This window comes from Rhodococcus sp. B50, assembly GCF_013602415.1.
GTDB lineage: Bacteria > Actinomycetota > Actinomycetes > Mycobacteriales > Mycobacteriaceae > Rhodococcus.
In genome coordinates this window covers 2582140-2608228 of record NZ_WPAG02000002.1, presented here as the reverse complement: position 1 = coordinate 2608228, position 26089 = coordinate 2582140, and the positions used below count along the sequence as shown (strand labels likewise).

The window sequence follows — 26089 nt, the reverse complement described above, 5'->3', positions numbered from 1 at the left end:
GTGCCGGTGTCGGGCAGTGCACGCGAAGCAGGGGGGAAGCTGGACGTGTTTGGAGGTACTGCCCGATGTCGTTCCAAATCGTGGACCGCCACGAAACCCTCGTTGCCGGTGTTCCGGTTCGCAGCCCGCGCCGAGCTCTCGGCCAACTCCGAGATCCGCACCTCGAAGAGGCATGGGCTGCGCTGCTGAACGGAGAGACGTACGGACCGTTCGCCGCCACCTACACCGATCATGCGGAAGACATAGATTCGTACTACACGCAGACCGTGGGGTTCTGCTGCTCGTCGGTCGACGACGTCCCCGAAGGCTATGTCGTATCCCGTGTTCCGGCCGGAACCTTTGCGAAGTTCTCCGCGGTGGGAAGTCGATTCACGGACGTCTTCGACGAGCTGTGGCGCCAGATCTGGGACGCCGAAGCGGGGGGTGAGATCACCCGCGCTTTCACGGGCGATTTCGAGACCTACCCGCACGCCTTCGGGATCGAACTCTACGTCGCGATCGTCGACCCGAGGCTGAGGGAGGACCGATGACGTTCACGGTCGTGAAGGCGGAACCCTGTCTCGTCGGTGGTCTGGTGGTCCCAGGGGCGGAGCCGGGAGTTTTCGGGGAATCGGGCGATCTGACCGATTTCACCCTGGAGCGGTTGCGGCTGAGGAAGATTCGCGACCTCATGGCCGTGTTCACCTGCCATCCGCGCGTGGGATGGTCCGCGGTCTTCGGATACCGGCTGGACGATCCGGACGAACTGGAGATCGGCGACTCGATGATCCGGGTCGGTGAGCGGTACGCAGCACGTTTCGTGCCCGACGGGCCGTCCCCCGACCTGTACAAGGATCTGTGGCGGCAAGTCGAGATGGCCGAGAAGGAAGGCGCGATCAACCGCGCCTACACCCAGGAGTTGGCGGTCATACCCGAGCGGGGCGAACCCGTGTTGTACATCTCCGTGGTCTGAGCATGCCCCGGTTCGTCGAGCGCACAACCTCGTCGGGGGGCGCTCGACGAACCGCGGGCGGAAAGGTTCGTCCGTGGATCCCCAACCGCTCTTCACGCGCCGCACGCTCGATTTCTGGGACGAGGACTCGGGATATCACTTCGTCGCCGCCACACCGGACGGTGAGCCGGAACTGTGGTCGCAGTTCCTCGACGGTGCCCGCGCCGCCTACCGTCGTTTCGATGCCGAGGCCGCTCTCGAATACGACTCGATCCGCGACGGTGCCTGCACGGCCTTGTTCTTCGCCGCCGTGACGACGGAGGGGGTCGTGCACGGGGGATCCCGAGCGCTCGGTCCGTACGGGAGCGGGAGCGAGTCCCACGCATTCTTGGAGTGGTCCGATCCCGAGGTCCGAGCGGAGATCGCCCGGATCCTCGATGCCTACGTCCCTCACGGTCTCCTCGAGGTGAAGAGCACATGGGTGGAACCCGATGTGCCGCACCGATCGCAATTGAGTGCCGGAGTGGCCCGCACGCTGACCTATTCGATGGAACTGCTCGGAACGAGGTATCTTGTCGCCACGTCGGCGAGCACCGCGGTGTCACGCTGGCAGCAGTCGGGCGCCGAGGTCGTGGACGAAATACCACCCTGTCCCTATCCGGACGACCGTTACCGGACGCATCTGATCGTGTGGGATGTCGAACGGTGCAGATCGGAACGGCGGAGCCGGGAGCTCGAGAAGCTCCTTGCATCCGAGGCGGCGCCCGGATTCACGTATATGCCCGCTCAGCTTCCCTTACGCTCGCTGGAAAGGGGTGACCTGAAGGATTCGGGTGGGGAGACGTGATGCCCTCGGAGGACATACCGCACGCGGCGCTGCTGCTCGCCGAAGACCGTGAAGCGGACATGGCAGTTCTCGATCGGCTGCGTCGCGACGGCGTGGACCTGAGGGATCGACTGGACGACCAACGGGCAGGTCTTGCCGCGCTCGATGGCGACCTCCGCGACGAAGCGCCACGATGGGCCTATTATCCGTGGCACGGCACGGCGGTCAGGATCCTCGGTCCTGCCGGATTCGACCGGCTCCGCCTGGACCGCAACCGCAACAAGATCACCGCGGACGAGCAGACCCGTCTGCGTTCCGCGACGGTGGGTGTGGTGGGACTGAGTGTCGGCTACGCCGTCGCCTACACCCTCGCCCTCGAGGGAGCTTGCGGCGCACTGCGTCTCGCCGATTTCGATGCGCTGGAACTGTCCAATATGAACAGATTGCCCGTGTCGGTGATGGATCTCGGCGTGAACAAGGCGGTGATCGCGGCGCGGCGTATCGCCGAACTCGACCCGTACCTGCCTGTCGAGGTGTGGACCGACGGTGTCGCGCCCGACTCGGTCGCGGCGTTCTGCCGGCAGCTCGACGTGGTGGTCGACGAGTGCGATTCGCTCGACGTGAAGCTGCAGATCCGGACGGAAGCCGCACGTCACCGGCTACCCGTGGTGATGCATACCAGCGATCGCGGGCTGCTCGACGTCGAGCGATTCGACCTCGAGGGCGACCGGCTGCCCTTCCACGGACTGCTCGGCGACATCGGCCCCGAGACGCTGCGGACCCTGTCCACCCGAGACAAGGTCCCGTACGTGTTGCGGTTGCTCGATGCCGAGGAGATCTCCGTGCGGATGGCGGCCTCGATGCTCGAGGTCGGTGAATCACTGGAGACGTGGCCGCAGCTCGGAGCGGACGTCGGTCTCGGTGGTGCGACCGTGTCCGCGACGGTGCGCGCGATCGTTCTCGGTCGTCCGGTCGCGTCCGGCCGATGCCGGGTCGACCTCGACCGCCACCTCGACGAGCTCGAAGCGCCGGATGCGACCGTCGACGAGCGGGAGGACGCCGCCTCACCGGACACGACCGCGTCGGACGGGAGCCTGCCGGACGACACTCCGCCGGAGGATCCGGTGGCTGCCGTGGTGGATGCCGCGATCCGGGCACCGTCCGGTGGCAACGCACAACCGTGGTCGATCGTCGTCGAACCCGACCGCCTGACGTTCGCCCTGGCACCCGAACCGGAGCCGGTCCTGATGGACCTGCACCGGCGGGGGAGTCTCGTCGCGCTCGGTGCGGCCCTGCACAACGCGCGGGTGGCCGCCGCGAATCACGGGATTCTGGGTCCGGACACGGTGATCGACCATCCCGGGGAACCGGACGCCGGCGTCCCGCTGGTCCATCTGGAGTGGGGGACCGACACCGATCCGGAGCTCGCGGCGTACCACGCGGGCATGCTCGCGCGCGCGACCAACCGATCGCCCGGTGAGCCCCACACGGTCACGGACGACGAACTCGAGGCGATGCACGCGGCCGCCCGTCTCGCAGGCGGACGTATCGGAGTGGTTACCGGGAGCGACGATATCGCCGTCCTCGCCGAGCTCCTCGCCGAGTCGGATCGTGTGCGGTACCTCGACAGACGGCTCCGCGCCGAGATGGTCGGCGAGTTGCGGTGGCCGGGCGATTCCGACCTCGACAGCGGGATCGAGATCGACTCGCTCGGGCTCGATACCGCGGAGGCGGCGATGCTCGACGTCGTGCTGCGTGACGACGCCCTCGACCGGCTCGGGGAATGGGGACTCGGGAGGGGACTCGGCAAGATGATGCGCGATCGCGTGCTCGGAAGCGCCGGACTCGTCGCGGTGTTCACGGAGGGCCGGTCGCCTGCGGACTACATCCGGGCCGGTGCGGTCGTCGAGAGTGTCTGGATCGCAGCGCAGGAGATCGGTCTGGCCGTTCAGCCCGTGTCACCGGTCTTCCTGTATGCCGACACCCGAAGCGATCTCGAGCGCCTGTGCCCCGATCATGCCGACGATCTCGACGCACTCCGACAGGACCTGGCCGCTGTCCTGAACCTTCCCGAGGACGGAGGAATCGCACTGCTGTTGCGCTTCGGCATGGTCTCGGGGGAGGCGGTACACAGCAGGCGCCGTACCGACCGCGTGCGCCACGTCAGCGACGCCGACGGACTCATCCCCGCTCGAGCCTGACGACGAGGGTGCAATGTCCGGTACGAGAGGAACACTCGAGAGTCTGGTCACCAGGGTCGCAGCACGCCTGATGCCTGCGGACGCGGCGTCGCATCAGGAGGTGGTTCGTCTCGTCCTCCAGGACCTCGTCGAGCAGCTCGGCGTCGACACCTGCTTCCTGAGGTACAACGACCATGAGATCGGGGCGACGGTCCTTGTCGCGGAGTGGCCGCCGCGGGCGAACGTCCCCGACCCCGATCCCCTCGGTGTCGTCTACTTCCGGGATGCGGATCCCGTTTTCGCGGCAGTCGAGAATCTGAAGGAACCGTTGCTGGCGGGTGCCGGCGACGCGTCCTATCCGGTGGTGGAGTCACCCGATTACACCGAGCGTGTGTTTGCTGCGTCGGGGTGGGCGGAAGTCTCCATGGTGGCTGTGCCGCTCGTGTCCGGGCATGTCACGACCGGTGTCCTGGGGTTCGTGAACGAGGGTGGCCGGCCGTGGAGCGAGGACGAGGTCAACGCACTGACCTTGATCGCGGTCCTGCTCGCGCAGGTGCAGGCACGCATCCGCGCCGAGGAGGACCTGCGACGGGCGGCCTACGAGGACTCCCTCACCGGCCTCGCAAGTCGCCGCGCCCTGTTCGAATATCTCGACAACCGACTCGAACCGGGCGCCGAGGGTCCGGTCGGAGTGCTGTTTCTCGACCTCGATCGCCTCAAGGCGTTGAACGACTTCCTCGGGCACGACGCTGCCGACACGTATCTCTGCCGCATCGCGGCTCGTCTCGCGAAGGGCAGCAGACCCGAGGATCTTGTCGCCCGGCTCGGCGGCGACGAGTTCGTCGTGGTGCTGGCCGGCCCGTCGTCGACGGAGGAGGCGATGGAGCGGGCCGAGGTGTACCACGAGGTGGTGGGAGCATCCGTCGTGCTCGGCAATCGGACCGTCGGACGCGGGGTCAGTGTGGGGGTGGCACTCGGGACGCCGGGTGAGGTGAGTTCGGCGACCCTGCTCAGTCGTGCCGATCAGGCGATGATGGTGGCCAAGCGGCAGGGTGGCAACGGTGTAGGTGTGTTCACCGAGGACATGAACGAGAAGGGAGAGCGGCGCACCATCATCGAGATGAACCTCCGTACGTCGATCGACGACGACCATCTGACATTGGAGTACCAACCCGAGATCGACCTCCGGACGGGAACGATCCTCGGTGTCGAAGCGCTCGTGAGGTGGAATCGTTCGCCGCTGGGGGTGCTCCAGCCCGGGGAATTCGTCGAGGTCGCCGAAGCCACCAATCTTGCCGGTGAACTCGGGGAGTGGGTCGTCACACGGGCCTGCGCGCAACTCGCGGAATGGAAACGGGAGATCCCCGATCTGCGGATCACGATGAGCGTCAACGTTTCTCCGGTTCAGTTGGTGTCGATGGATTTCGATGCCACGGTGAGGTCTGTGCTGCACCGCCACGGCCTGGTGGGGTCGGAACTGTGCCTCGAGATCACCGAGAATGTGGTCGTGGGCGACCTCCAGCGGACGAAGGACACCCTACGGCGGCTCGAACGAATCGGAGTGTGGGTCGCGATCGACGATTTCGGTACCGGTTACAGTTCGCTCGGCCATCTCAAGGCCCTTCCCGTCGACACGCTCAAGATCGACAAGGGTTTCGTGCAGAATCTCGAACACAGCGAAGAGGATCGCGTCATCGTCGATTCCATCGTGGGACTGGCCTCGTCGTTCGGCCTGCAGGTGGTCGCGGAGGGGGTCGAGACGGTCGGTGCGGTGAGGCAGCTTCTGGACCTGGGTTGCACACGGGCGCAAGGATTTTTGCTGAGCAGACCCACCACGCCCGATCGGCTCCGGTGGATGCTCCAGGCCGGGAGCGTGCGGTTGCCGTGGAACACGGACACGTGGGCGGCGACGAAGGACGTGAGAGGCTGGCGACCGCACGCAGGATTCTAGAAGTCTGTTATTGCGTGAAAAACAATCTCAAGGTACGGTTTGGGGGTCGGGGTAACCGTGACTCCGGACTGGGGTGACCTTGAATGTACAAGCGTGAGAACGACTTCGCGGCGGTTCTCGACATCGATTCCGATCGTGGCGCACCGACGACGAAGGCTGGGTCCGGACCGAACGGGGCACGGAAGGTCGGATCGGCCATCGTGCTTCCGGCGGGAGCTCACGTCGCTACCGTTCCTCCACCGATGCGCCGGCCGAGAACCGAACGGCGCTACAGATCGGCAGTGATCGGCTTCGACCTGTTCGCGCTCGTGGTGGCCCACGTGGTCGTCACGGTCGGATACCACTCCTTCGATCAGATCGACTCGTGGCGCACACCCGTCCTCATCGGAGCCGCGCTGACCGCAGCAATCGTCTCCCTCGGGGTCCAGAGAGCATGGGACGAGAGAATTCTCGGCACCGGTCCCGAGGAGTTCCGAAGAGTTGTCCGCGGATACGTCTTCGCCGTCGCCGCACTCGCGGTGGCCGGCTACGGGTGGGGCACCTCCGCGGGCCAGTCCTGGACGTTCGGTTCCCTCCTGATCGCTCTCGCGCTCACCCTGCTGGGACGGACGGTGCTCCGCCGCCACCTCTCGAAGGCGCGCGCCGACGGCCGATGTCTCCATTCGGTCCTCGTGGCCGGAGACGTGGAGGAGGTGCACGAACTGGTCTCCCGAGCAGACTGCCTCCGTCAGGCCGGATGGCGGGTCGACGGCATCTGCCTCGCCGTCGACCGCACCGCCGACTCCCTGCCGGTGGCCATCGACGACATCCCCGTTCTCGGCACCGACGACGTCGTCCTGACCGTCGCCGAGCAGCACAACTTCGAAGCCGTCGCGCTCCTGCCCTCCGGCCGATGGCCGCACGCGCGGACACGCAGACTGAGCTGGGACCTTGAAAAGATCGGCGCCGACCTCCTCATCGCCCCCGTGCTCATGGACGTCGTGGGCCCACGCCTGCACATCTCACCGCTCGCGGGACTGCCGCTGCTGCAGATGAGCGCCCCCAGCTACAGCGGCCCGGCCTGGATCGTGAAGAACGTCTTCGACAGGGTCCTCGCGGTGCTGATCCTGACGGTGATCGCGCCGGCACTGCTCGCCGTCGCGGTCGCGATCAAGATGGGCAGCAGAGGGCCGATCCTCTTCCGTCAGCAACGGGTGGGACGCGGCGGAACCTCGTTCACGATGTACAAGTTCCGCAGCATGGTCGTGGGCGCCGAGGAGCACAAGGACGACGTCGCCGACCGCGACGTCGGTGCCGGGGTGCTGTTCAAGGTCCGCGAGGATCCGCGGGTGACCCGGATCGGCCGGTTCATCCGGCGATACTCGCTCGACGAACTTCCTCAATTGTTCAACGTGGTCAAGGGCGATATGTCGCTGGTCGGCCCGCGCCCACCGCTGGAATGCGAAGTCGCCCGGTACGGGGACGACGGCGCAGCGCGGCGGCTCTTCGTGAAGCCGGGACTGACGGGACTGTGGCAGGTCAGCGGACGCAGCAATCTGTCCTGGGACGAGTCGGTGCGCGCCGACCTGCGGTACGTCGAGAACTGGACCTTCATGCTCGACCTGTCCATCCTGCGCCGCACCATCCGGGCGGTTCTCAGCGGCGACGGTGCGTACTGAGACGACGATGTCGAGACAACGGTGGAGTCCGACCCCTCGCGGATTCCACCCTCCGAGGCCGGCGCCGACGATCAGGCGGGATCGTCGGCGCCGGTGCGTCTACATGGGGTTTTCGTCCCGTATGGAAGATGGAGGGGTGCCGTCCGATCGAGAACCCCGACGCTGGCTGTGGCCGGTGGTCCTGCTCAGTGCGCTGGTCGCCGTCGTCTTCGTGGCGGTCGAATCCGCCCTGCACTCACCCCGGCGGGACACCGTCGAGATCCCCGACGGTGTCCCGCCGGCACCCGGCCTCCCCGTCCCGCCCATCGACGTGAACGGTCCGGGCCGCACGGCCGCGCAACTGGCCGACTGGGCCGAACCCCAATCGCGGGAGTTGGGCATCCCCGCCACCGCCCTCGAGGCGTACGGGCACGCGGCGGCCGTCCTGGCCGTCGGCACGCCGGGTTGCGGCCTGTCGTGGACGACCCTCGCCGGCATCGGCAACGTGGAGAGCAGCCACGGCCGGTTCGGCGGCGCGTCCCTCGCACCCGACGGCAGCGTCTCACCTCCCATCCGGGGTGTCCCGCTCGACGGCACCCGGGGCAACGCCGAGATCCGAGACACCGACGGCGGTCGGCTCGACGGCGATCCGGTCCTCGACCGGGCGGTCGGACCCATGCAGTTCATCCCCGAGACCTGGGAGAGGTGGGGAGTCGACGCGAACGGCGACGGCATCGCCGACCCCGACAACATCGATGACGCGGCCCTGGCCGCGGGCCGCTATCTGTGCGATCGCGGTGGCGACCTGACCACCGCGGAAGGGTGGACGAACGCCCTGATGGCCTACAACCGGTCCACCGAGTACCTCATGCTCGTCCGCGACCGCGCCGCCGCCTACGGGGTAGGAGTGCGGCCGTAGACGGCACCGCGCCGGGCCTCGAGCGCGCCTGTGCCTCACCCGCAGGTCGCGACCGTTAGGCTGTCCCCAGCGTGCAGACACCGCAGCGTGAAAGTCCATCGAAGGAGAATCAGCCAGTGGCCATCATTGAGCAGGTAGGAGCCCGCGAAATCCTCGACTCCCGTGGCAACCCCACGGTCGAGGTCGAGGTGCTGCTCGAGGACGGAAGTTTCGCCCGCGCTGCAGTCCCGTCGGGCGCCTCCACCGGCGAGCACGAGGCCGTGGAGCTGCGTGACGGCGGCGAGCGTTACCTCGGCAAGGGCGTCGAGAAGGCCGTCGAGGCCGTCCTCGCGGAGATCGCCCCGGCCATCATCGGCCTCGACGCCACCGAGCAGCGCACCGTCGACCAGGCGCTCCTCGATGCCGACGGCACCCCCGACAAGGGCCGCCTCGGCGCGAACGCCCTCCTCGGCGCGTCGCTCGCCGTCGCGAAGGCCGGCGCGGAGTCGTCCGGGCTCGAGCTGTTCCGCTACGTCGGCGGCCCGAACGCCCACATCCTCCCCGTTCCGATGATGAACATCCTCAACGGTGGTGCCCACGCCGACACCGGCGTCGACGTCCAGGAGTTCATGGTCGCGCCGATCGGTGCCCCGACCTTCAAGGAATCCCTCCGCTGGGGTGCCGAGGTCTACCACTCCCTCAAGTCCGTGCTCAAGAGCAAGGGGCTGGCCACCGGCCTCGGCGACGAGGGCGGTTTCGCCCCCGACGTCGCGGGCACCAAGGCCGCGCTCGACCTGATCAGCGAGGCCATCGCCAAGACCGGCCTGAAGCTGGGCAGCGATGTCGCGCTCGCTCTGGACGTCGCGGCCACCGAGTTCTACACCGAGGGCACCGGCTACAAGTTCGAGGGCCAGAACCGGACGGCGGCCGAGATGGGCGCCTTCTACGCCGACCTGCTCGGTCAGTACCCGCTGGTCTCCATCGAGGATCCGCTCAGCGAGGACGACTGGGAGGGCTGGGTCGCGCTCACCGAGGCGATCGGCGACAAGATCCAGCTCGTCGGCGACGACCTGTTCGTCACCAACCCGGAGCGCCTCGAGGACGGCATCGTCCGTGGCGCCGCGAACGCGCTGCTCGTGAAGGTCAACCAGATCGGCACCCTCACCGAGACCCTCGACGCCGTCGACCTCGCGCACCGCAACGGCTACAAGACGATGATGAGCCACCGGTCCGGGGAGACCGAGGACACCACCATCGCCGATCTCGCCGTCGCCGTCGGCAGCGGACAGATCAAGACCGGCGCGCCCGCCCGTTCCGAGCGTGTCGCGAAGTACAACCAGCTGCTGCGCATCGAGGAGTCCCTCGGTGACGTCGCTCGCTACGCCGGCGAGCTCGCCTTCCCGCGGTTCTCCGTCGAGGGCTGACCACCGGCATGAGTCAGCGCGGTAGATCCCGTCCCGGCGCGAGGCGCACCCGCACCGAGGGTGTGTCCGGCGTCCGGCGTCCGGGCCGGGCCCGGCCCGCGGGATCTACCGCCCCGGCCGAGCACTCGGTCGAGAACGCGGGTGCGCGGCCTGCCGGCCGTGAGGATCCCGTTCATTCGTCGCCCGGTCGCGGCCGGCCGGGTGGTTCGGGGCGAGCCCGGCCCACCCGGGTCGGCGCGCCCCGCGACTCCCGTCGTCCCCGCACCGAACGCACCGTCCTGGGCCTGTCCACCGGCCGCGCCGTGGTACTCGCCCTCGTCGTGTGCGGTCTTGCCCTCACCCTCGCGGTGCCGCTGCGTACCTACGTGAGCCAGCGTTCCGAAGCCGAGCAGCTCGCGGCCGAACGCGTGCAGCTCGAACAGGAGATCGCGGCCCTCGAGGAGCAGAAGGCCCGCATGGAGGACCCGGCCTGGGTCCGCGCCCAGGCCCGCGAGCGACTGCGGTTCGTCGTCCCCGGCGACATTCCCTACCAGGTACAACTCCCGGGCGACGCCCCGGCCGAACGCGAAGAACGCGAACCCGAGCGGCCGACGACCGGCGCCTGGTACAGCGACCTGTGGTTGTCGGTGTCCGAACCGGCGCCCGAACCCGAGCCCGAACCCGTGCCGCAGCAGATGCCTGTGGCGCCCCCAGAACCAGGAGATGTCCCCGGGTGACCGATCCAGTCACGCAAGAAGACCTCGACGCCGTCGCCGCCCAGCTCGGGCGCGAACCCCGCGGGGTCCTGGCCATCGCCTACCGTTGCCCCGACGGTGCGCCCGGAGTGGTGAAGACCGCGCCCAAGTTGTCCGACGGCACGCCCTTCCCGACGCTCTATTACCTCACCGACCCGCGCCTCACGGCCGAGGCGAGCCGGCAGGAATCCGCCGGGGTCATGAGGGAGATGACCGAGCGTCTCGGTACCGACGAGGAGCTGGCCGCCGCCTACCTGCGCGCTCACGAGTCGTATCTGGCCGAACGCGACGCGATCGAGTCGCTCGGCACCGACTTCACCGGCGGTGGCATGCCCGAGCGCGTCAAGTGCCTGCACGTGCTGATCGCGCACTCGCTGGCCAAGGGACCGGGCGTCAATCCGCTCGGCGACGAATCCGTCGCACTCGCCGCCGATGCGGGTCTGCGTGGCACAGCGATTCCCGCCGACTGGCCCACCTACGCCGAATTGCGCGGAGAAGAACAGTGAGAGTCGCGGGAATCGACTGCGGCACCAACTCCATTCGTCTGCTGATCGCCGACGTCGCGGAGGACGGCACCCTCACCGACGTCACCCGCCTCATGAAGGTCGTGCGCCTCGGCCAGGGAGTGGACGCCACCGGACGTCTCGCGCCCGAAGCGATCGAACGCACGCGGGTCGCGCTGGTGGAGTACGCCGACCTCATCCGCGAGACCGGCGCCACCGCGGTCCGCATGGTCGCGACCTCGGCCACGCGCGACGCGAGCAACCGCGAGGAGTTCTTCGCGATGACCCGCGAGGTGCTCGGTGCCGTGATCCCCGGCGCCGAGGCCGAGGTCATCACCGGTGACGAGGAAGCACGTCTGTCCTTCGCCGGTGCGGTCGGCGAACTCGAGTCCGCGCGTGGACCTTTCGTCGTCGTGGATCTCGGTGGCGGGTCCACCGAGGTCGTGCTCGGCGACGCCGACGGAGTGCACGCGGCCTACTCCACCGACATCGGCTGTGTGCGGCTGACCGAACGGTGCCTGCACGACGATCCGCCGACCGCCGAGCAGGTCGCTGCGGCACGGCAGGTCGCGGAGGAGAAGATCCGCGAAGCACTGGAGCGTGTGCCGGTCGAGCGGGCCCACACCTGGGTGGGTGTCGCCGGCACCATGACCACCCTCGCCGCGCTCGCCCTCGAACTCGACGAATACGACTCGGAGAAGATCCACCTGTCGTCGGTGCCGTTCGACCGCCTGCGCGAGGTGTGCGACGGTCTCGTCGCCGCGACTCGTGAGAAGCGAGCGGCGCTCGGTCCCATGCATCCCGGCCGCGTCGACGTCATCGGTGGTGGCTCGATCATCACAACCGTCCTCGCCGAGGAACTGGGGCGTCGTGCAGGCATCACCGAACTGGTTGTGAGTGAACACGACATCCTCGACGGCATCGCCCTGTCCGTCGCCCGCTAGTTTCGCCGATTCGGGTGGGTTCGGCCCCGCTTTCCGGGACTCGATCCACCCGAATCGGCGAATGTGTGGTTGACTGTGTCTCGGTCGAAGTTTTTGTTCGCGTCTTACCCACGCTCGCAAATCCTTGTTGCGGGCGGTTGGTCTCCTTTCGGAAGTCACCGCATGTGATGGCGGCCTCGCTCTACCGAACTCTCGGCGGAGCTCGAGTACACGACAGAAGGAGACAGACATGGCAGAGGGAATCGTGAAGTGGTTCAACGCCGACAAGGGATTCGGCTTCATCGCTCCCGAGGACGGCAGCGCTGACGTGTTCGCGCACTACTCGGAGATCCAGTCGGGCGGCTACCGCAGCCTCGACGAGAACCAGCGCGTGCGTTTCGAGATCGGTCAGGGTGCCAAGGGTCCCCAGGCCACCGGAATCACCGTGATCTGATTCGATCTCCCGTCCCCACAGGGGATTCGAGACATGCATCCGGCCCGCCTCGTCATTCGAGGCGGGCCGGATGCATGTCCGGGGAACCGGTCAGATCGTCCCGCAGTTCGACGACGGTGCAGTGCCGGCGAACCGGCCGTCGAGGAAGTCGAGCGCACCCGGCAGACCGATCACGGCGGCGGTGATGTGGTCGGGGCTCGGAACCAGTTCGGACTTCACCGGCACTCCGGCGTCGCAGTACCTGCGTAGGGTCGTGGAGATCGCATCGAGGGGGATGAGCACATCGGTCGGGGAATGCCACTCGTACACCGGGGCATTCGGCACCGTCGGTACGTTCTCGACGCTGTTCTCCATCAGCACCTCCCGAACGGCGGGGCTGTCGAGCAGAGCCAGGCCCACCGCGGCATCGGCGACGTCGGCCATGCTGCGACCGGCACCGGCGAGCAGGATCTCGTTGGTACAGGCGTTGGCGATCCGGTCGCGCAGTTCCTGCCCCGTCCCGTTGAGCTGCTCCGTGATCGGCATGCGCTCGGGATACTCACGTTCGAGTCCGAGCGCGGCCGCCATCGCCAGTCCGAAGGCCGGATGCGCGGATCCTCCGAGTTCGTTCGCCATCTCGCCGATGTCCATCGGCACACCACCGTAGGCGGCGCCCACGATCGGGAGTTCCGGCGCGTAGGTCGGGGCGAGTGCCGCGGCCATCGCCGTCGCCATCCCACCGCCGGAATAGCCGGCGATGCCGACGGGGCTGTCGGCGAGTCCGAGCGGGATGTAACGTTGCGCGGCCCGGATGCCGTCGAGCGTGATCTGCGCGCCCACTCGTGCGGCGCCGTAGGCGCTGTTCGGTCCGAGATGGTCGGGCACGGCCAGCGACCAGCCGCGCTGGATCGCGATGAGCAGACCGGGGGACTCCCGGATCCCTCGTAGCGGGTTCGGCGCGTACAGCGCGGCCGACGGGGCGCACTCGAGCCCGAGCGCATTGATGATCGCCTGGTAGGAGACGAGCGGGCGACCCGGCGCGCCGCCCTGGGGTGACAGCACGGTCGTCACGGCGGAGATCGGCTCGCCGGTGGAGTTCGTCGACCGGAACTTCAGCTGGACGGCATCGGTGGCGGGGAACCCGAGAGGGGCCGGAACGACGCGGGTGGCGAGGACATCACCGGGTTGCCGGTCGGCGATGTCGTCCGGGGTGTTGTAGAAGGAGTCGCTCAGGGACGCCGGATAGACGACGCCCTCGGCATGTGCGGAGGGCGTGGCCACCAGGCCCGGTGTCGCTGCGAGAGCCATGACGGCTACCGCGGAGGCGAGTCGCCCGGCCAGTGGTCGTGAGGTCGTGAAGCGCATTCATGCTCCTTCTCTTCGTGCCCGGTCCACCACCGGCTGTCCGCTGTGTACTTGTGCCCCGCACGGATGTCGGCCGGAAATCGAGGTGCGTTACAGCCCGGCCGAGGCGCACACTCGGAGTCGGATCCGAGGAGAGCCGAGGAGCAATGAGGATCGAACCATATGCGGCCGAACGACGAAGCGACGTCCTCGATCTCTCCATCCGGGCGTGGCGTCCCGTCTTCGAGTCGTACCGACCCGCCGTCCCGGCCTTCGTCTACGACTCCTTCTATCCGAACGGCTGGGAGGCTCGGCAGATCGACGATCTCGGCAGGGTCCTCGACGACGAACCGGAGTCGGTCCACCTTGCCGTCGAGGACGACGAGGTGCTCGGCTGGGTGTCGGTGCGCGTGCACCCCGAGGACAGCATGGGCGAGATCCACGTACTGGCCGTCGACCCCCGTCATCAACGGAAAGGCGTGGCGACGGCCTTGATGAACCACGCCGACCGACTCGTCCGCGACGCCGGAATGACGATGATGATGGTCGAGACGGGCGGCGATCCCGGACATGCCGGCGCGCGTGCCGTCTACGAGGGTGCCGGATACGAACGGTGGCCCGTCGCACGGTACTTCAAGAATCTCGCGCCCCGGCGCGGTGGTGGACAGTCGTGAACGCTAATGTGATCCCCACGCCCCTATAGCCCAATTGGCAGAGGCAGCGGACTTAAAATCCGCCAAGTGTGGGTTCGAGTCCCACTGGGGGCACAGGTCCGGGATCGCCCCGATGCATCCGCGACATCTCTTGCCATCCGCTACAGCAATTGCCGTAGCGGATGGCGATTCTTGCAGCGGATGGATGACCACAGCTCGGAGGTGCGTTATGCCTCCGCAGGCAGTTGCGGAGCGCTCTGGGCCTGGAGCTGCTCGGCGCGTCCGTTCATCAGGTAGCCGGTCATCTCCGGATGTGTCGATAGGTAGAACGCACCGTCGGCTGCCTGCGCGAAGATCCGCTCCGCTGCCTCGAGCGCGGGCATGGCGGTCTCGCCGACCTTGAACATCGCCTCGGGTTCGAGCGCACCGGCTTCCGAGTCCCCGCCGGCCCGTTCGAAGATCCTGCTGACCACCGGGCCTGGCAGAACCGCGGCGACGATGATGTCGTATCCCGCCGCCGCGACCTCCAGCTTCAGGCACTCGGTCAGGGCGAGCGTCGAGTGCTTGGACACGATGCAGGGGGCTGACGCGGGGCTGCTCCGACCCCGCCTCGTCGGACACCTCCGCTACCGTTCTCGCCATCCGCTACGGCAATTTCTGTAGCGGCTGGCGAACTTTGTAGCGGGTGCACCGCCGGTGGGCAGAGCGACCGGCGACTATCTGGAGGGCATCCTCCGCTGACCGTTTCCGTGTCGTGAACGGTGCAGGACGTCCAGCAGTTCGTGCTCGAGCGCCACGAACTCGCTCGACGCGCATGTCTCCAGCGTTCGCGGCCGAGGCGGCGGCACGCGCACCTCGTGCTGCACCCGGGCCGGCCGCGGACCGAGGACGACGACCCGGTCGGACAGCAACACCGCCTCGCGCACGTCGTGCGTCACCATGAGCACCGTCCACCGATGGTGCTGCCACACCTCCTGCAACCACAACTGCATCTCGGTGCGGGTGAGTGAATCCAGCGCGCCGAACGGTTCGTCGAGGAGGAGCACGTCGCGTCCCTGCAGCACGGTGCGTGCGAGCGACGCGCGTTGACGCATCCCACCCGACAGCTGTTGCGGCGCCGCGTCTTCGAATCCGTCCAGGCCGAAGGTCGGCAACAGTTCGCGGGCACGGACTCGGGCGTCGGACCGTCGCACACCCTGCACCTCGAGGCCCAGGGTGCAGTTGTCGAGCACCGTCCGCCACGGGAACAGCAGGTCCTTCTGCGGCATCAACGCGACCCGCCCGGGCGCGGTGTGGGAGTTGCCGACGAGAACCTCACCGGCGTCGGGCTGTTCGAGTCCCGCGACGATCGAGAACAGCGTCGACTTGCCGCACCCGCTCGGTCCGATGAAGGACACGAATTCACCGGGCTCCACGGAACAGTCGATGCCCTCGATCACCGCTCGGTCGCCGTACGCCTTGTGGACCGATGCCATCGTCACCGCACTCATTTCGCATCCTTCGTGAGTGCCCACGGCGCGACCAGCCGTTCGACGACGTAGGTCGACGCGTACAGCGTGAGCGACAGGACGGCGGTGACCACCACCGCCGCGAGTACGAGATCGGTTCGGAACGAGTTCTTCTGCGCACTCATGTAGATGCCCAGACCGGATGTCGCACCGACGTATTCGGCGAAGACCGCGCCGACCACCGCGTAGGTGATCCCGATCCGCAGGGCGGTGAAGAAACGGGGGAGCGCGGACGGTAGCCGCACGTAACGGAACTGCTGCCACCGCGACGCACCCATGCTGCGCAGCAACGCTCCCGCCTCCCGGTCGGCCGCCGCGAACCCTTCGAGGAGTCCGATGGCGACGGGGAAGAAGGTCACCAGGGCGATGACGAGGATCTTCGGCAACAGCCCGAAGCCGAACCAGATGATCATCAACGGCGCGATCGCGATGATCGGCAGGGTCTGCGACACCACGAACAGGGGCACGAAGGCCCGCCGCAGCCACGGTGAGAAGTCCACGGCGATGGCGAGCGCCCACGCGAGTGCCAGCGACACGGCGAACCCGACGAGGGTGACCTGGAGGGTGGACCAGGCGTGCCCGGCGATGTCGACCCGATGCACCCACCCCTGCGTGAGAACGCGCGCGGGGGAGGGCAACACCTGCGGACGGATTCCGCTCACCACGACGTACGTCTGCCAGATCCCGGCGAGCGCCCCCGCGACGAGCAGTGCGGGAAGGAATCGGCGTACGCGGCCGGTGGGCTCAGTCTTGGAGGTAGTCATCGGTGAAGTAGGTCGACCAGTCGGGTTCGGTGGTCAGCGGGCTGCCGTCGGGTCCCGAGAGCACGCCGGTCTCGTAGAGGAAGCGGGCGTAACCCGACCACTTTCCGGTGTCGAACGTCCCGGCGGCGCCGGATGCGTCCCGCATGTACTCGGCGGCGAGCATGCGCTGGCTCTCGTAGACGAGTTCCTCGTCGGCGAAGGCCCCGGGATTCGCCTCGATCAGGGCCCGGGCTCCTCGGTCGGGGTCGTCGGCCGCGATCCGGTAGCCCTGCTGCAGTGCCTGCACGAAGGCACGAGCCTGCTCCGGGTTCTCCGTCATCCAGTCCTCGTTGCCGTCGACGACGATCGCATACGCGTCGGGGAAGCCGTAGTCGGTGAAGCGGAAGTACCGCATCGGCAGGCCGCGGTGCTCGGCCTCGAGGCCCTCCCAGGCCAGGTACGACACGGTGAAGTCCGCGGTGGACGAGTAGACCGCCTCGTACGACGACGTCCCGAGCGTCACCTCCTCGAACTCCCCGCGACCGCCGTCGTTGCGGATCACCTCGGCGAGCATCTCGTTTTCGCCGGGGTTCGCGAAGCCCGCGAAGGTCTTGCCGTCGAGTTCCGCCGGCCGCGTGATATCGGGATTGTCACTCCGGACGGCGATCCCCGTCGCCCAGTGCTGCAGGGGTGCGAGGACCGCGAGGGTGCGGGACCCGGCCGCCCTGGCAATGGTCGAGGTGGCATGCGTCGAGATTCCGAATTCGGCGCTCCCGGCGTCGACGAGGGTGTCGGGCGTCGCGTTGTTGTACGGCAGGATCTCGACGTCGAGTCCTGCATCGGCGAACAGGCCCTCCTGCTGCGCCACGTACAGCCCGGTGTGATTGGTGTTGGGCGTCCAGTCCAGCGCGAATCGGATGGTGTCGCTCTCGGAACCGGACGAGCACCCGACGACCGCGGTGAGCGCGGCGACGAGGGTGAGCAGTCCGGCGAGAGATCGCCGCGCGTTCACTGCGCGGGTCGGGAACGGAACGGCGTGTGGACAAGCATGGTCATGTCGGGACATCCCTTCGTCAGCATTACCTGATGAGGTTCGACGGGTGTGATCTCAGCCCCGCTCGTGCGGAGCACCCCGTGTCACCGGCGACCCTAGCACTGCGGCTCCCAGGCGCCTCCAGGGCGGCGGCAGAACGAAGGTGTGACACGAAGTTACGTAAATGCCCAGGTCAAGAGATCACCCTCACATTTCACCCGTAACGGAAGAGTCGAAGGTCCCGACTCTTCGAGTGATGGTCCTGGTCACCTCCCCCACGCCAGGGACCATCGCTCCGCGCGCAACTCCCCCGATGCGCGGACGATGAAGGGCCCGTCGGTGAACACCGACGGGCCCTTCCTTCTGCTGTTTCCGGGGATCCGACCCCGTTCGGCGGTATTCCGGGCGCACGATCCCGTTCGGCGGTGTTCGATGCGCGCGAACCCGTTCGGCGGTGTTCAATGCACACGAACCGATCGGGGGATGGGGATGCGTGCATCGATGGGGGCCGCAGTAGTTGCTGCGGTGATCGGAAGTGTCCTGACGGCACCGGCGGTGTCGGCTGAGCCGACGGGACGTACCGAAATGTCGTACGCCTCGTCGGCGCCACTGGCCGGCGACGTGCTCGGATCCGTGGTGTCGATACCCGCACCGCTGCCGCCCGAGGCGGGACCGAGACCGGCCATGTGCGACCGGTTGTCGTATCTGCGGTGGCGATCGGCGGAGGGTCCGGAGAGGTCGGCCGACGCCGACCGGATCCTCGTTGCCCAACCCGGGATCTTCGAGGGAGCGGGCGCGTTCGAGAGCGTCGCACGCAACACCGTCATCGCGGCGGCGGCCCGCGGTGCCCATATCGAGTTCTGGGCACTGGACCGGCGATCGAACTGCCTCGAAGACCACACCGGTGTGCAGGCATCGCTGCGGACGGGTTCGCTCGACACCGCAACCGACTACTATTTCGGCGGCGCCGAGATCGGCGGGCAGCGGTTCGCCGGACACGCGACCGGCGGCGACGTCGCGTGGCTCTCCCACGTCGGACTCGAGCAGACACTGCGCGACCAGTACGACCTGTTACGTCACGAACTTCCCGACCCGGCACTGCGGAAGCGGAAAGTGTTGTGCGGCGGACATTCTCTCGGCGGTTTCATCACCGGTTACTTTGCGGAATGGGATTTCGACGGAGATCCTGCCACCACCGGCGACGCCGGCTACAACCAGTGCGGTGGGTACTTCGCGCTCGACACGGTGATCAAGGCGGGCGCGCCGTTCCCCGGGCGGGGTGCCCTGCCGGATCTACCCGATGCGGTGTCGGCGCCGCTCGATGCCGTGGCCGGTGCGATCTCCACGGCGTCCCCGGTGCTGGCACTTCCTGCGGTCATCAATCCCGAGACGACGAACCTGCTCGCACTCACCGGACTCGCCGCGAGACTCGACCCGGACGGAACCGACGGAATCGTCCCGCGGATGCCCGACAGTCCGAACGTCGACTGGACGTTGCGCACTCTGCTGTCGCGGGATTACGCGATGTTCGCGACGGGCGACCCGGACGTGCGGACACTGAACGCGACCAACGAGGCCGTGCTGGGTGCGATCCTCGACGACAATTCGCAACCGTTGGGATTCCTGCAGGCGAGCGTCGGATTCATCACCGGTGCGCCCGTGCGCGACAAGCTGTTTCCTGTCCCCGGTACTCCGGAGGTGCTCGGGTCCGGTCTGTTCGGTGATGCACCCAAGGCGTCGCCGGAGGTCTTCGCCGATCCGGGAATCCTCTACCGGTGGCTCGACTACGACGAGGTGGGCGCCGCGGCGTCGTCACCCGACGAAGCGCGGTACACCGATCGGGGGAGCGAGGTGACGTCGATCGCGGAGCTGGCGCGGAATCTGTCGGAGCCACCCCTTGATTTCACCGAGTGGTACTTTCCGTCGAAGCTTCCGTTCGATCTGGCGTCGGCGACCCGCTTCGAAGGTCATCTCCACCGCGACGGCGTCACCCGCAATCCGGTCGTGACGCTGGTGGCGGGCGGCGGAGTCACACTGCCCGAGACGGATCATCCGAACGAGCGCAGATGGGTTCTGTCCGGCTACAACCATATCGACGTGCTCACCGCGGCGGCCGAACAGAACGACGGGCGGCCCGAGCAGGTGTCGCAGGCGCTGGCCGACTTCGCGGCCGGATGAGGCGGGATCAGGCGCCGCGTGCGGAGAAGATCGAGGTGTAGTCGTGCGGGCCGTTCGCCTCGACGACAGCGGTGACGGGTTCGATCTCGACGTCGGCGTCCGGGGTGGTGGGCGCGAGGAAGAGGGGGTTGTCGAATTCTTTGTTCTGGCTCATGGCCGTCCTTTCGGGTGCGGCCGGGTAGACCCCGGCCGTGGGGCAGTGCGAAGAAGAGGGGCCGCGGTACACACGGCGGGGAACTCTCACGTCCGGTCCGGAACCTTCGGGCACCGAGGTGCGAGGTTGCTCATCATATGCGAGCCGAACGATGATCCCACCCTACACCAGAAGGTTCACGCGACGTTTGATCGGCGAGTCGCGTGGGAAGACACTCGGCATGGCTACCTACAGAGTGATCGACCCGACCGGTAACGTCGTGGACACCAAGGAAATCGAGAGCGCGGACGACGCTCACGCCTGGTTCGTCGACCAGCGCGCCGACAACAGCGAACTCGGCTGGCGCATGGAGGCACAGAACGACCAGGACGGCACCTGGCACTTCTTCGACGACACCGAAGGCACCTCGAAGTAAGAGCCGTACACATACGCGCGGTGCCGGTAGTTGCAACTACCGGCACCGCGCGTATGTGGGACTACTTCTTGAAAGCGTCCTTGACGTGCTCTGCGGCATCCGAGATCTTGTCGCCGGCCTGCTTCAGGCCGCTGGAGGTCTGATCGCCGCGACCTTCGGCTTCGAGATCACGATCACCGGTCGCCTGACCGGTGTTCTCCTTGATCTTGCCGCCCGCTTCTTCTGCCTTGTGCTTTGCCTTGTCGACGAAGTCGGCCATGGGTCCTCCTCTGTCATCGAACGTTGCCCCTACGGAGTACCCGACCCGAACCGAGCGAAACCGAACACGTCATACCCGCCCGTGTCAGACTGCGACAACAGACAGCCAGGAGGAGATCGATGTCGAATCCCACCTATCCCGGTCCCGAGGGCGACGACCCGATCGGTGACGCTCCGGACGCCGACCCGGAACTGGTCCGTGACGGTCCCGTGCAGCGCCGTCGATCCGTCGGAGGTGTGCTCGCCGCCGTCGCGGTGGTCGTCGTGATCATCGTGCTGCTCGTCGTGTTCCTGTGAGCGCAGGGCGGGGAGTCACAACCAGTCGCGACGTTTGAACAGCGCATACAGCGCGACCGCCGACACCGTGATGATCGCGACTCCGGTGAGCATGCCCCACCACTCGCCGAAACCGGGGTAGGGGACGTTCATGCCGTACCAACCGGTCACGGCCGTGGGGACCGCGATGATCGCGGCCCATCCCGTCAGCTTCTTCATCACGATGTTCAGGCGTGCGTCCTGCAGCGACAGGTTCGTCTCGAAGACGGTGTTCACCATCTCGCGGAGCGACTCCGTCCATTCCGTTGCACGCATCACGTGGTCGTACAGGTCGTTGTACGAGCTGTCGAGTTCGGGGTGGCGGTTGTTCTCGGCGCGGGTGCGCATGACGGCATTGATGATCTCGCGCATCGGCAGCACCACTCGCCGAAGTTGCACGAGTTCCTTGCGGAGACGGTAGACGCGACGCTGGATGTACCGAGTGGACGCCTGCTCCTCGAACAGGCAGTCCTCGAGGTCCTCCGCGGCATCGTCGAGTTCCTGAATGGTCTCGAACTGTCCGTCGACGACCGTGTCGAGCAGGCCGTGCACCAGTGCCCCGGGCCCGTACTGCAGCAGGTCCGAGTTCTCGTCCCATCGACGCACCACCTCGTCGATGTCGAACGGGCTGCCGCGACGTACCGTCACGATCCCCCGGGGCAGGATGAACGCGGAGATCCGGGTGGTGTGAAGCCGGGACTCGTGAGCCTGATCCTCGTCCTCGGAATCCGGATAGAGGTGCGTCGCATAGACGGTGAGGAAGGTGTGCGTGGCATAACGGGTGGCCTTGGTCCGTTCTCCCTGCGCGAGCGAATCCTCGACCGCGTGCGGGTCGAGGTTCCATTCCTCGGCGAGTTCGAGCAGGTCGGTGTGCTCGGGATTCCACAGGTCCACCCACACGAGGGCGTCGGCGTCGGCGAGATGATCCGACACAGCGGAGAGGGGGAAGCCCTCGTCGACGAGCTTCCCGTCGGTCCATCGCCGGGTCCGGATAGGTTTGTCGTTTCGGTCCGTCACCTCGGCAGTGTCCCCGAATCCCACGGTGTTCACACCACGGGACGATTCTCGTCCTCGGCGAGTCGTGCCGCGCGTTCCAGGAACTGCGCGTCGACCCGTGCCCAGTCGTCCGGCCACCGGTCCTCCTGCATCCGTCGGTGGAGCGCCCCGAGAGTGCGGGTCGCTCGTGGGCCACCGTCGACGAGATAGCGCACCATCCCGCGTTTCCCGCATTCCGCAGCCACCGTGGCGAGGGCGCGTTCGGCTTCCTCCGTGCGTCCGGCGGCGTGCAGGCAGCAGACGAGCAGTCTGGTGGCCTGCAGGTGCGCACGGGGGCGCAGGCCGGCAGTGCGGCGTACCCAGAGCTGCGCCCAATCGACCGCGCGTTCCGTGGCGCCGGGTTCGTCGCTCTCGCAGAGCAACCGGATTGCGGTGGCGTCCTCGAGTTGGAGCCTGATCTCCACCGTGCCGTCCGGATTCGGCCGGTCGGAGTCGGGCATCGTGCGTGCGGGTGCGGAGACCACACCCAATCCCAGCCGCATGCGCTCGTTCTCCATCCGTGCCCGTAAGCGGGGAAGGTCGTTGAGCGCGGCTGCGCGAAGTCCCTCGTCCAGTAGTTGCCCGGCGGTTTCCCGATCACCGCGCAGCATCTTCAGACGTGCGGCGGTCGCGAGTCGTGCGATCATGAAATCTGTTGCCCCGCCGTCTATTCCCATCAGGTTGCTCTCGTCGAGCAGTGTCTCGGCCTCGGTGGTCCGTCCTTGTTCGTAGAGCAACTCTCCGAGCATCGCCGCGGCGAGTCGGCCCGAATGTGTATGGATGCCGCCGTTGCGGCGGGCCCGTCGCAACGCGGTGCGGAAGTACTTCTCCGCGCCCTCGACGTCGAGTTGTTCGTTGACGGCGATGCCGCACAGGCACTGCCCGTAGATTGCGGCGAAGGGCCCTCGGGTCTCGCGATGGAAGGGCGCCGCCCATTCCTGGCGACGTACGGCCGAATCGAAGTCGAAACGGAAGATGTCGGCGTAGGACGCGAAATCCGAGGCGGCCGAGACGACCCACGGATGCACGGCCGAAGGATCGTCGAGACACGGAGCGACGAGCGCGTCGATGCCGTCGAGCCGGTCGGCGTTCATGAGATTGGCAGCTTCGATCGCGTCGGCCTCGAGGCGCAGCGCGTACGGGTCCTGCCCGGCAGTGACCCCCTGTTCCAGGAGTTCGCGCGCAGTGGCGAGAATGCTGCGCGAGCGGCTCAGCCGCTGCAACGCGCTGTTCGCCCACGCCTGAGCCAGCAGCAACCGTGGTTCGCGTGCGACGGCCTGCGGCGGCAACGTGCCGATCAGTGCGAGCAGGGGAGCGATGTGCCCGTGCTCCATCAGATACATGCCGTCGGCGGCGAGCAGATCGACGGCGAATTCGGTGTCGCCGGCCTCCATCGCGTGATCGACGGCCTCACGCAACATGTGATGCCGCGCAAACCACTCGGCGGCCGTGCGGTGTAGTCCGGCGATCCTCTCCGGATGGTCGCGCTCGAGGCGTCGCCGGAGGAAGTCCAGGAACATGTGGTGGTATCGGAACCAGACACGCTCGTCGTCGACGTGCCGCAGGAACAGGTCGCGTTCCTCGGCTTCCTCGAGGACGGCTTGACTGCGCGGGTCTCCTGTCAACGCTGCGGCAAGGCCGCCGCTGACGGATTCGGTGATGCACGTCGCCAGCAGGAACTCGTACATCTGCGGTTCCAGCGTGGACAGCACGTTGTCGGCGAGGAATTCGCCGATCGCGTGATGCCGGCCGGTGATGTTCTCGATCATCCATGAGGGATCGTCGCTGTCACGCAACGACAACGACGCGAGTTGCAGTGCCGCTACCCAGCCGTCGGTACTCCTGTTCAGGTCCTCGACGTCCTCGGGTCCGAGGTCGATGCCGCTCACGCCGCGCAGGAACGAATTCGATTCGTTCACGTCGAAACGTAGTGCGGCCGAGTCGAGTTCGACGAGTTCGTCGCGAACCCTCATGCGGCTCAGAGGAAGACCCGATCGGTTACGGCTCGTCACGACGAGTTGCAGGTGGTGGCAACCCCTGTCGAGCAGAAAGTCGAGGGCAGCGCACGTCTCGGATGAACTCACCCGGTGCCAATCGTCGATGAACAGTGTCACGGCGGTGTCGGATCGATGGAGGTCATCGATCAGCGTGGACAGCACGTAGCGCTCGGCGTCGTTACCGTGAACGTCGAGGATCTGGGCGAGTTCGCGTGCCAGTGACGGACGCACCTGTTTCATCGCCTCGATCAGGTGCGCGAGGAACCACAGCACGTTGTCGTCGTCGTCGTCGACCGTCAACCAGGCGACGTGCGCACCCTCGGCGGCGAGTACGTCCCGCCACTGCGCGGCCAGAGTGGATTTCCCGAAGCCCGTAGGAGCGTGGATGGCAACGAGGCGACGTCGTTCTCCGGCCTGCAACAGCGAGAGCAACCGGCGGCGTTCGACGAGCGGACGGGTGGTCGACGGCGGACGGAACCTGGTCGACGGCGCGATGGTCGGTCCCGTACGACCCGAGAGCACCCCCGACGAGGGACCCGTGACGGGCAGATCCGCCGGTGTCTGCGGAGGACTTGTCGGAGGAGGGCCGGGCAGGGCCATCTCGTCGACCGGTAGACCGTGAGCTCGTTGGACGTTCCGCAAGATCTCGCCGAAGGCCGCCGCCGTCTGCGGCCGGTCGTCGGGGTCGGTGGCCATGCCGCGTTCGAGCGCGGCGCACACGTCGTCGGGGATGCCCTCGTCGCGCAGATCGGGGATCGGTTCGGAGGTGATACGGACGAACTGCGCGACGACCCTCTCGCCCTCCTTCCGCTCGAACGCCGCGTGCCCGGTGATCGCGGCGAACAGCGTCGCGGCGAGTCCGTACACGTCGGCTGCGGGTGTCGGCGCCCGGCCGCGCAACACCTCCGGTGCGGTGAACGCCGGGGAGCCGGTGATCTCACCGGCCGTGGTGCGGAAACCGTCGCCGACGCGTGCGATACCGAAGTCGGTGAGCTGCGGCTCCCCGTACTCGGTGAGCAGGATGTTGCCCGGTTTGACGTCGCGGTGCAGCACGTCGGATCGGTGTGCGGTTTCGAGCGCGCCGGCCATCCTGACGCCGAGCCGGACCGCCTCGGGCCAGGACAGGACCCCGTGCCGGCGCAGGCGGGTGTCGAGCGAGTCGTGCGGGTGGTAGTGCATCACCAGATAGGGCAGGCCGTCGTCTGTGGCACCTGCCTGCAGCACGGTGACGATGTGTGGGTGCCCGGACAACCGTCCCATCGCCCGTTGCTCACGCAGGAAGCGCTCCAGATCCGCGGGTTCGGGCGCGCGCCGGAGCACCTTGACGGCGACATCGCGGTCGAGCGCTTCCTGCCTGCAGCGGTAGACGACACCGAAACCGCCGCGGCCGATCTCCTCGGCGCCGGTGAAACCGGCGTCGTGCAGCGCGCGCACGATATCGGACTCGGCCACGTCGACAATCGGTGCGCGTTGAGTGGTGGCCGGATCGTTCTCGGGCATCGGCGCAATCACCTCGGTGAGCTGTTTACCCAGGATAGTCTCGAAATGTGCACGCCCGCCGCAGATCGTGCGTCGCCCCTGGTCTACCGTGGTCCGGCCGGACCACGGTGCATCACCGGGAACGGACAAACGACACTGCGACCAGAAGTGGGACATAGATGAAGAAGACTCTCGCGGCGCTGTTCGGTGCAGGTGTGGTCCTGCTTGCGGCGGCGTGCGGATCCTCGGACGGATCCGACTCGGCCGAGGAGACCACGACCACGACGACGACCGCCTCGGCCTCGGAGGCCGCCACCACGGGCACCACCGTCGAACTCGGCAAGAGCTACGAGGAGAACTGCGAGGCACTGCTGCCCTACCTCGACGAGCTCGAGGAGTGGGGTCAGGACCGCGCCGCAGCGGCCCAGGCCGTCGCCGACGCGCAGCAGCAGCTTCCGGCATGGCAGGACCTCAGCGAAGAGGAGCAGGCCGACACCCTGCGTGCCATCGAGAACGCCGGAAAGGGCGAGTGCTGAC

At 67.3% G+C, this 26089-nt stretch carries 26 protein-coding genes, 1 tRNA gene and 1 riboswitch; of the genes, 18 read left to right on the top strand and 9 right to left on the bottom strand.

Annotated features, from left to right (window positions below; genetic code table 11):
- Positions 1–65 precede the first annotated feature (65 nt).
- The 12 genes from GON09_RS12245 to GON09_RS12190 all read left to right on the top strand — a co-directional run bounded on the left by GON09_RS12245 (position 66) and on the right by GON09_RS12190 (position 12461).
- Positions 66–530: a GyrI-like domain-containing protein gene (locus tag GON09_RS12245; protein ID WP_213932005.1), complete on the top strand. Its 465-nt coding sequence runs from the start codon at positions 66–68 to the stop codon at positions 528–530.
- The gene (locus tag GON09_RS12240) at positions 527–952 is read left to right on the top strand and encodes a hypothetical protein (RefSeq protein ID WP_213932004.1); all 426 of its coding nucleotides are present in this window, start codon (positions 527–529) and stop codon (positions 950–952) included. The genes GON09_RS12245 and GON09_RS12240 overlap by 4 nt, the downstream gene beginning before the upstream one ends.
- A gap of 73 nt (positions 953–1025) precedes the next feature.
- On the top strand, positions 1026–1778 hold the full coding sequence (locus tag GON09_RS12235; protein WP_213932003.1) for a hypothetical protein: 753 nt from the start codon (positions 1026–1028) through the stop codon (positions 1776–1778).
- Positions 1778–3958, top strand: coding sequence for an Rv1355c family protein (locus GON09_RS12230; protein ID WP_213932002.1), 2181 nt, complete (start codon positions 1778–1780; stop codon positions 3956–3958). The genes GON09_RS12235 and GON09_RS12230 overlap by 1 nt, the downstream gene beginning before the upstream one ends.
- 13 nt (positions 3959–3971) lie before the next feature.
- Positions 3972–5888: a putative bifunctional diguanylate cyclase/phosphodiesterase gene (locus GON09_RS12225; RefSeq protein ID WP_213932001.1), complete on the top strand. Its 1917-nt coding sequence runs from the start codon at positions 3972–3974 to the stop codon at positions 5886–5888.
- Positions 5889–6169: 281 nt separating this feature from the next.
- A complete protein-coding gene (locus tag GON09_RS12220; RefSeq protein ID WP_307854361.1) occupies positions 6170–7546 on the top strand; it encodes a sugar transferase in 1377 nt (458 codons plus the stop codon).
- A 121-nt stretch (positions 7547–7667) separates the two neighbouring features.
- A complete protein-coding gene (locus GON09_RS12215; protein WP_213934428.1) occupies positions 7668–8444 on the top strand; it encodes a lytic transglycosylase domain-containing protein in 777 nt (258 codons plus the stop codon).
- Positions 8445–8560: 116 nt separating this feature from the next.
- Positions 8561–9847, top strand: a complete 1287-nt coding sequence (gene eno / locus GON09_RS12210; RefSeq protein ID WP_213931999.1) for a phosphopyruvate hydratase — start codon at positions 8561–8563, stop codon at positions 9845–9847.
- A gap of 8 nt (positions 9848–9855) precedes the next feature.
- Complete coding sequence (locus GON09_RS12205; RefSeq protein ID WP_213931998.1) at positions 9856–10563, top strand: FtsB family cell division protein; 708 nt, start codon at positions 9856–9858, stop codon at positions 10561–10563.
- A complete protein-coding gene (locus GON09_RS12200) occupies positions 10560–11087 on the top strand; it encodes a DUF501 domain-containing protein (protein ID WP_213931997.1) in 528 nt (175 codons plus the stop codon). The genes GON09_RS12205 and GON09_RS12200 overlap by 4 nt, the downstream gene beginning before the upstream one ends.
- Positions 11084–12028: a Ppx/GppA phosphatase family protein gene (locus GON09_RS12195; RefSeq protein WP_213931996.1), complete on the top strand. Its 945-nt coding sequence runs from the start codon at positions 11084–11086 to the stop codon at positions 12026–12028. The genes GON09_RS12200 and GON09_RS12195 overlap by 4 nt, the downstream gene beginning before the upstream one ends.
- Positions 12029–12257: 229 nt before the next feature.
- Positions 12258–12461 carry a cold-shock protein gene (locus GON09_RS12190; RefSeq protein ID WP_016932996.1) on the top strand — a complete coding sequence of 68 codons (204 nt, stop codon included), beginning with the start codon at positions 12258–12260 and terminating at the stop codon, positions 12459–12461.
- Positions 12462–12551: 90 nt separating this feature from the next.
- Here the strand turns inward: GON09_RS12190 and GON09_RS12185 are convergent, their stop codons facing one another.
- Complete coding sequence (locus GON09_RS12185) at positions 12552–13805, bottom strand: lipase family protein (RefSeq protein WP_213931995.1); 1254 nt, start codon at positions 13803–13805, stop codon at positions 12552–12554.
- A gap of 146 nt (positions 13806–13951) precedes the next feature.
- Here GON09_RS12185 and GON09_RS12180 point away from each other — a divergent pair, with 146 nt between their 5' ends.
- The gene (locus GON09_RS12180) at positions 13952–14458 is read left to right on the top strand and encodes a GNAT family N-acetyltransferase (protein WP_213931994.1); all 507 of its coding nucleotides are present in this window, start codon (positions 13952–13954) and stop codon (positions 14456–14458) included.
- Between the two features lie 19 nt (positions 14459–14477).
- Positions 14478–14551 (top strand) — tRNA-Leu (locus GON09_RS12175).
- Positions 14552–14664: 113 nt separating this feature from the next.
- Here GON09_RS12175 and GON09_RS12170 read toward each other — a convergent pair.
- The 4 genes from GON09_RS12170 to GON09_RS12155 all read right to left on the bottom strand — a co-directional run bounded on the left by GON09_RS12170 (position 14665) and on the right by GON09_RS12155 (position 17700).
- Entirely contained in the window at positions 14665–15009 is a 345-nt protein-coding gene (locus tag GON09_RS12170; RefSeq protein WP_213931993.1) for a hypothetical protein, read from the bottom strand.
- Positions 15010–15153: 144 nt separating this feature from the next.
- A complete protein-coding gene (locus GON09_RS12165) occupies positions 15154–15927 on the bottom strand; it encodes an ABC transporter ATP-binding protein (RefSeq protein WP_213931992.1) in 774 nt (257 codons plus the stop codon).
- On the bottom strand, positions 15924–16709 hold the full coding sequence (locus GON09_RS12160) for an ABC transporter permease (RefSeq protein ID WP_213931991.1): 786 nt from the start codon (positions 16707–16709) through the stop codon (positions 15924–15926). The genes GON09_RS12165 and GON09_RS12160 overlap by 4 nt, the downstream gene beginning before the upstream one ends.
- The gene (locus GON09_RS12155) at positions 16690–17700 is read right to left on the bottom strand and encodes an ABC transporter substrate-binding protein (protein ID WP_213931990.1); all 1011 of its coding nucleotides are present in this window, start codon (positions 17698–17700) and stop codon (positions 16690–16692) included. Before GON09_RS12155 ends, GON09_RS12160 begins: the two co-directional genes overlap by 20 nt.
- Before the next feature lie 36 nt (positions 17701–17736).
- A riboswitch (TPP riboswitch) is annotated at positions 17737–17833 on the bottom strand.
- A gap of 377 nt (positions 17834–18210) precedes the next feature.
- Here GON09_RS12155 and GON09_RS12150 point away from each other — a divergent pair.
- Positions 18211–19899, top strand: a complete 1689-nt coding sequence (locus GON09_RS12150; protein WP_244865499.1) for a hypothetical protein — start codon at positions 18211–18213, stop codon at positions 19897–19899.
- Positions 19900–19906: 7 nt separating this feature from the next.
- On the opposite strand, the gene GON09_RS12145 is transcribed toward GON09_RS12150, so the two are convergent.
- On the bottom strand, positions 19907–20053 hold the full coding sequence (locus GON09_RS12145) for a hypothetical protein (protein WP_213931988.1): 147 nt from the start codon (positions 20051–20053) through the stop codon (positions 19907–19909).
- A 220-nt stretch (positions 20054–20273) separates the two neighbouring features.
- On the opposite strand from GON09_RS12145, the gene GON09_RS12140 reads away from it, so the two are divergent.
- A complete protein-coding gene (locus GON09_RS12140; RefSeq protein ID WP_213931987.1) occupies positions 20274–20468 on the top strand; it encodes a hypothetical protein in 195 nt (64 codons plus the stop codon).
- A gap of 61 nt (positions 20469–20529) precedes the next feature.
- Here the strand turns inward: GON09_RS12140 and GON09_RS12135 are convergent, their stop codons facing one another.
- Positions 20530–20727, bottom strand: coding sequence for a CsbD family protein (locus GON09_RS12135; protein ID WP_213931986.1), 198 nt, complete (start codon positions 20725–20727; stop codon positions 20530–20532).
- A gap of 119 nt (positions 20728–20846) precedes the next feature.
- Here GON09_RS12135 and GON09_RS12130 point away from each other — a divergent pair, with 119 nt between their 5' ends.
- Positions 20847–21023, top strand: coding sequence for a hypothetical protein (locus tag GON09_RS12130; protein WP_213931985.1), 177 nt, complete (start codon positions 20847–20849; stop codon positions 21021–21023).
- A 15-nt stretch (positions 21024–21038) separates the two neighbouring features.
- Here GON09_RS12130 and GON09_RS12125 read toward each other — a convergent pair whose 3' ends face one another.
- Both GON09_RS12125 and GON09_RS12120 read right to left on the bottom strand, forming a co-directional pair.
- Positions 21039–22058, bottom strand: a complete 1020-nt coding sequence (locus tag GON09_RS12125; protein WP_307854360.1) for a magnesium transporter CorA family protein — start codon at positions 22056–22058, stop codon at positions 21039–21041.
- A 29-nt stretch (positions 22059–22087) separates the two neighbouring features.
- Complete coding sequence (locus tag GON09_RS12120; protein ID WP_213931983.1) at positions 22088–25573, bottom strand: serine/threonine-protein kinase; 3486 nt, start codon at positions 25571–25573, stop codon at positions 22088–22090.
- A gap of 158 nt (positions 25574–25731) precedes the next feature.
- On the opposite strand from GON09_RS12120, the gene GON09_RS12115 reads away from it, so the two are divergent.
- Positions 25732–26088 carry a hypothetical protein gene (locus GON09_RS12115; RefSeq protein ID WP_060651831.1) on the top strand — a complete coding sequence of 119 codons (357 nt, stop codon included), beginning with the start codon at positions 25732–25734 and terminating at the stop codon, positions 26086–26088.
- Position 26089 lies beyond the last annotated feature (1 nt).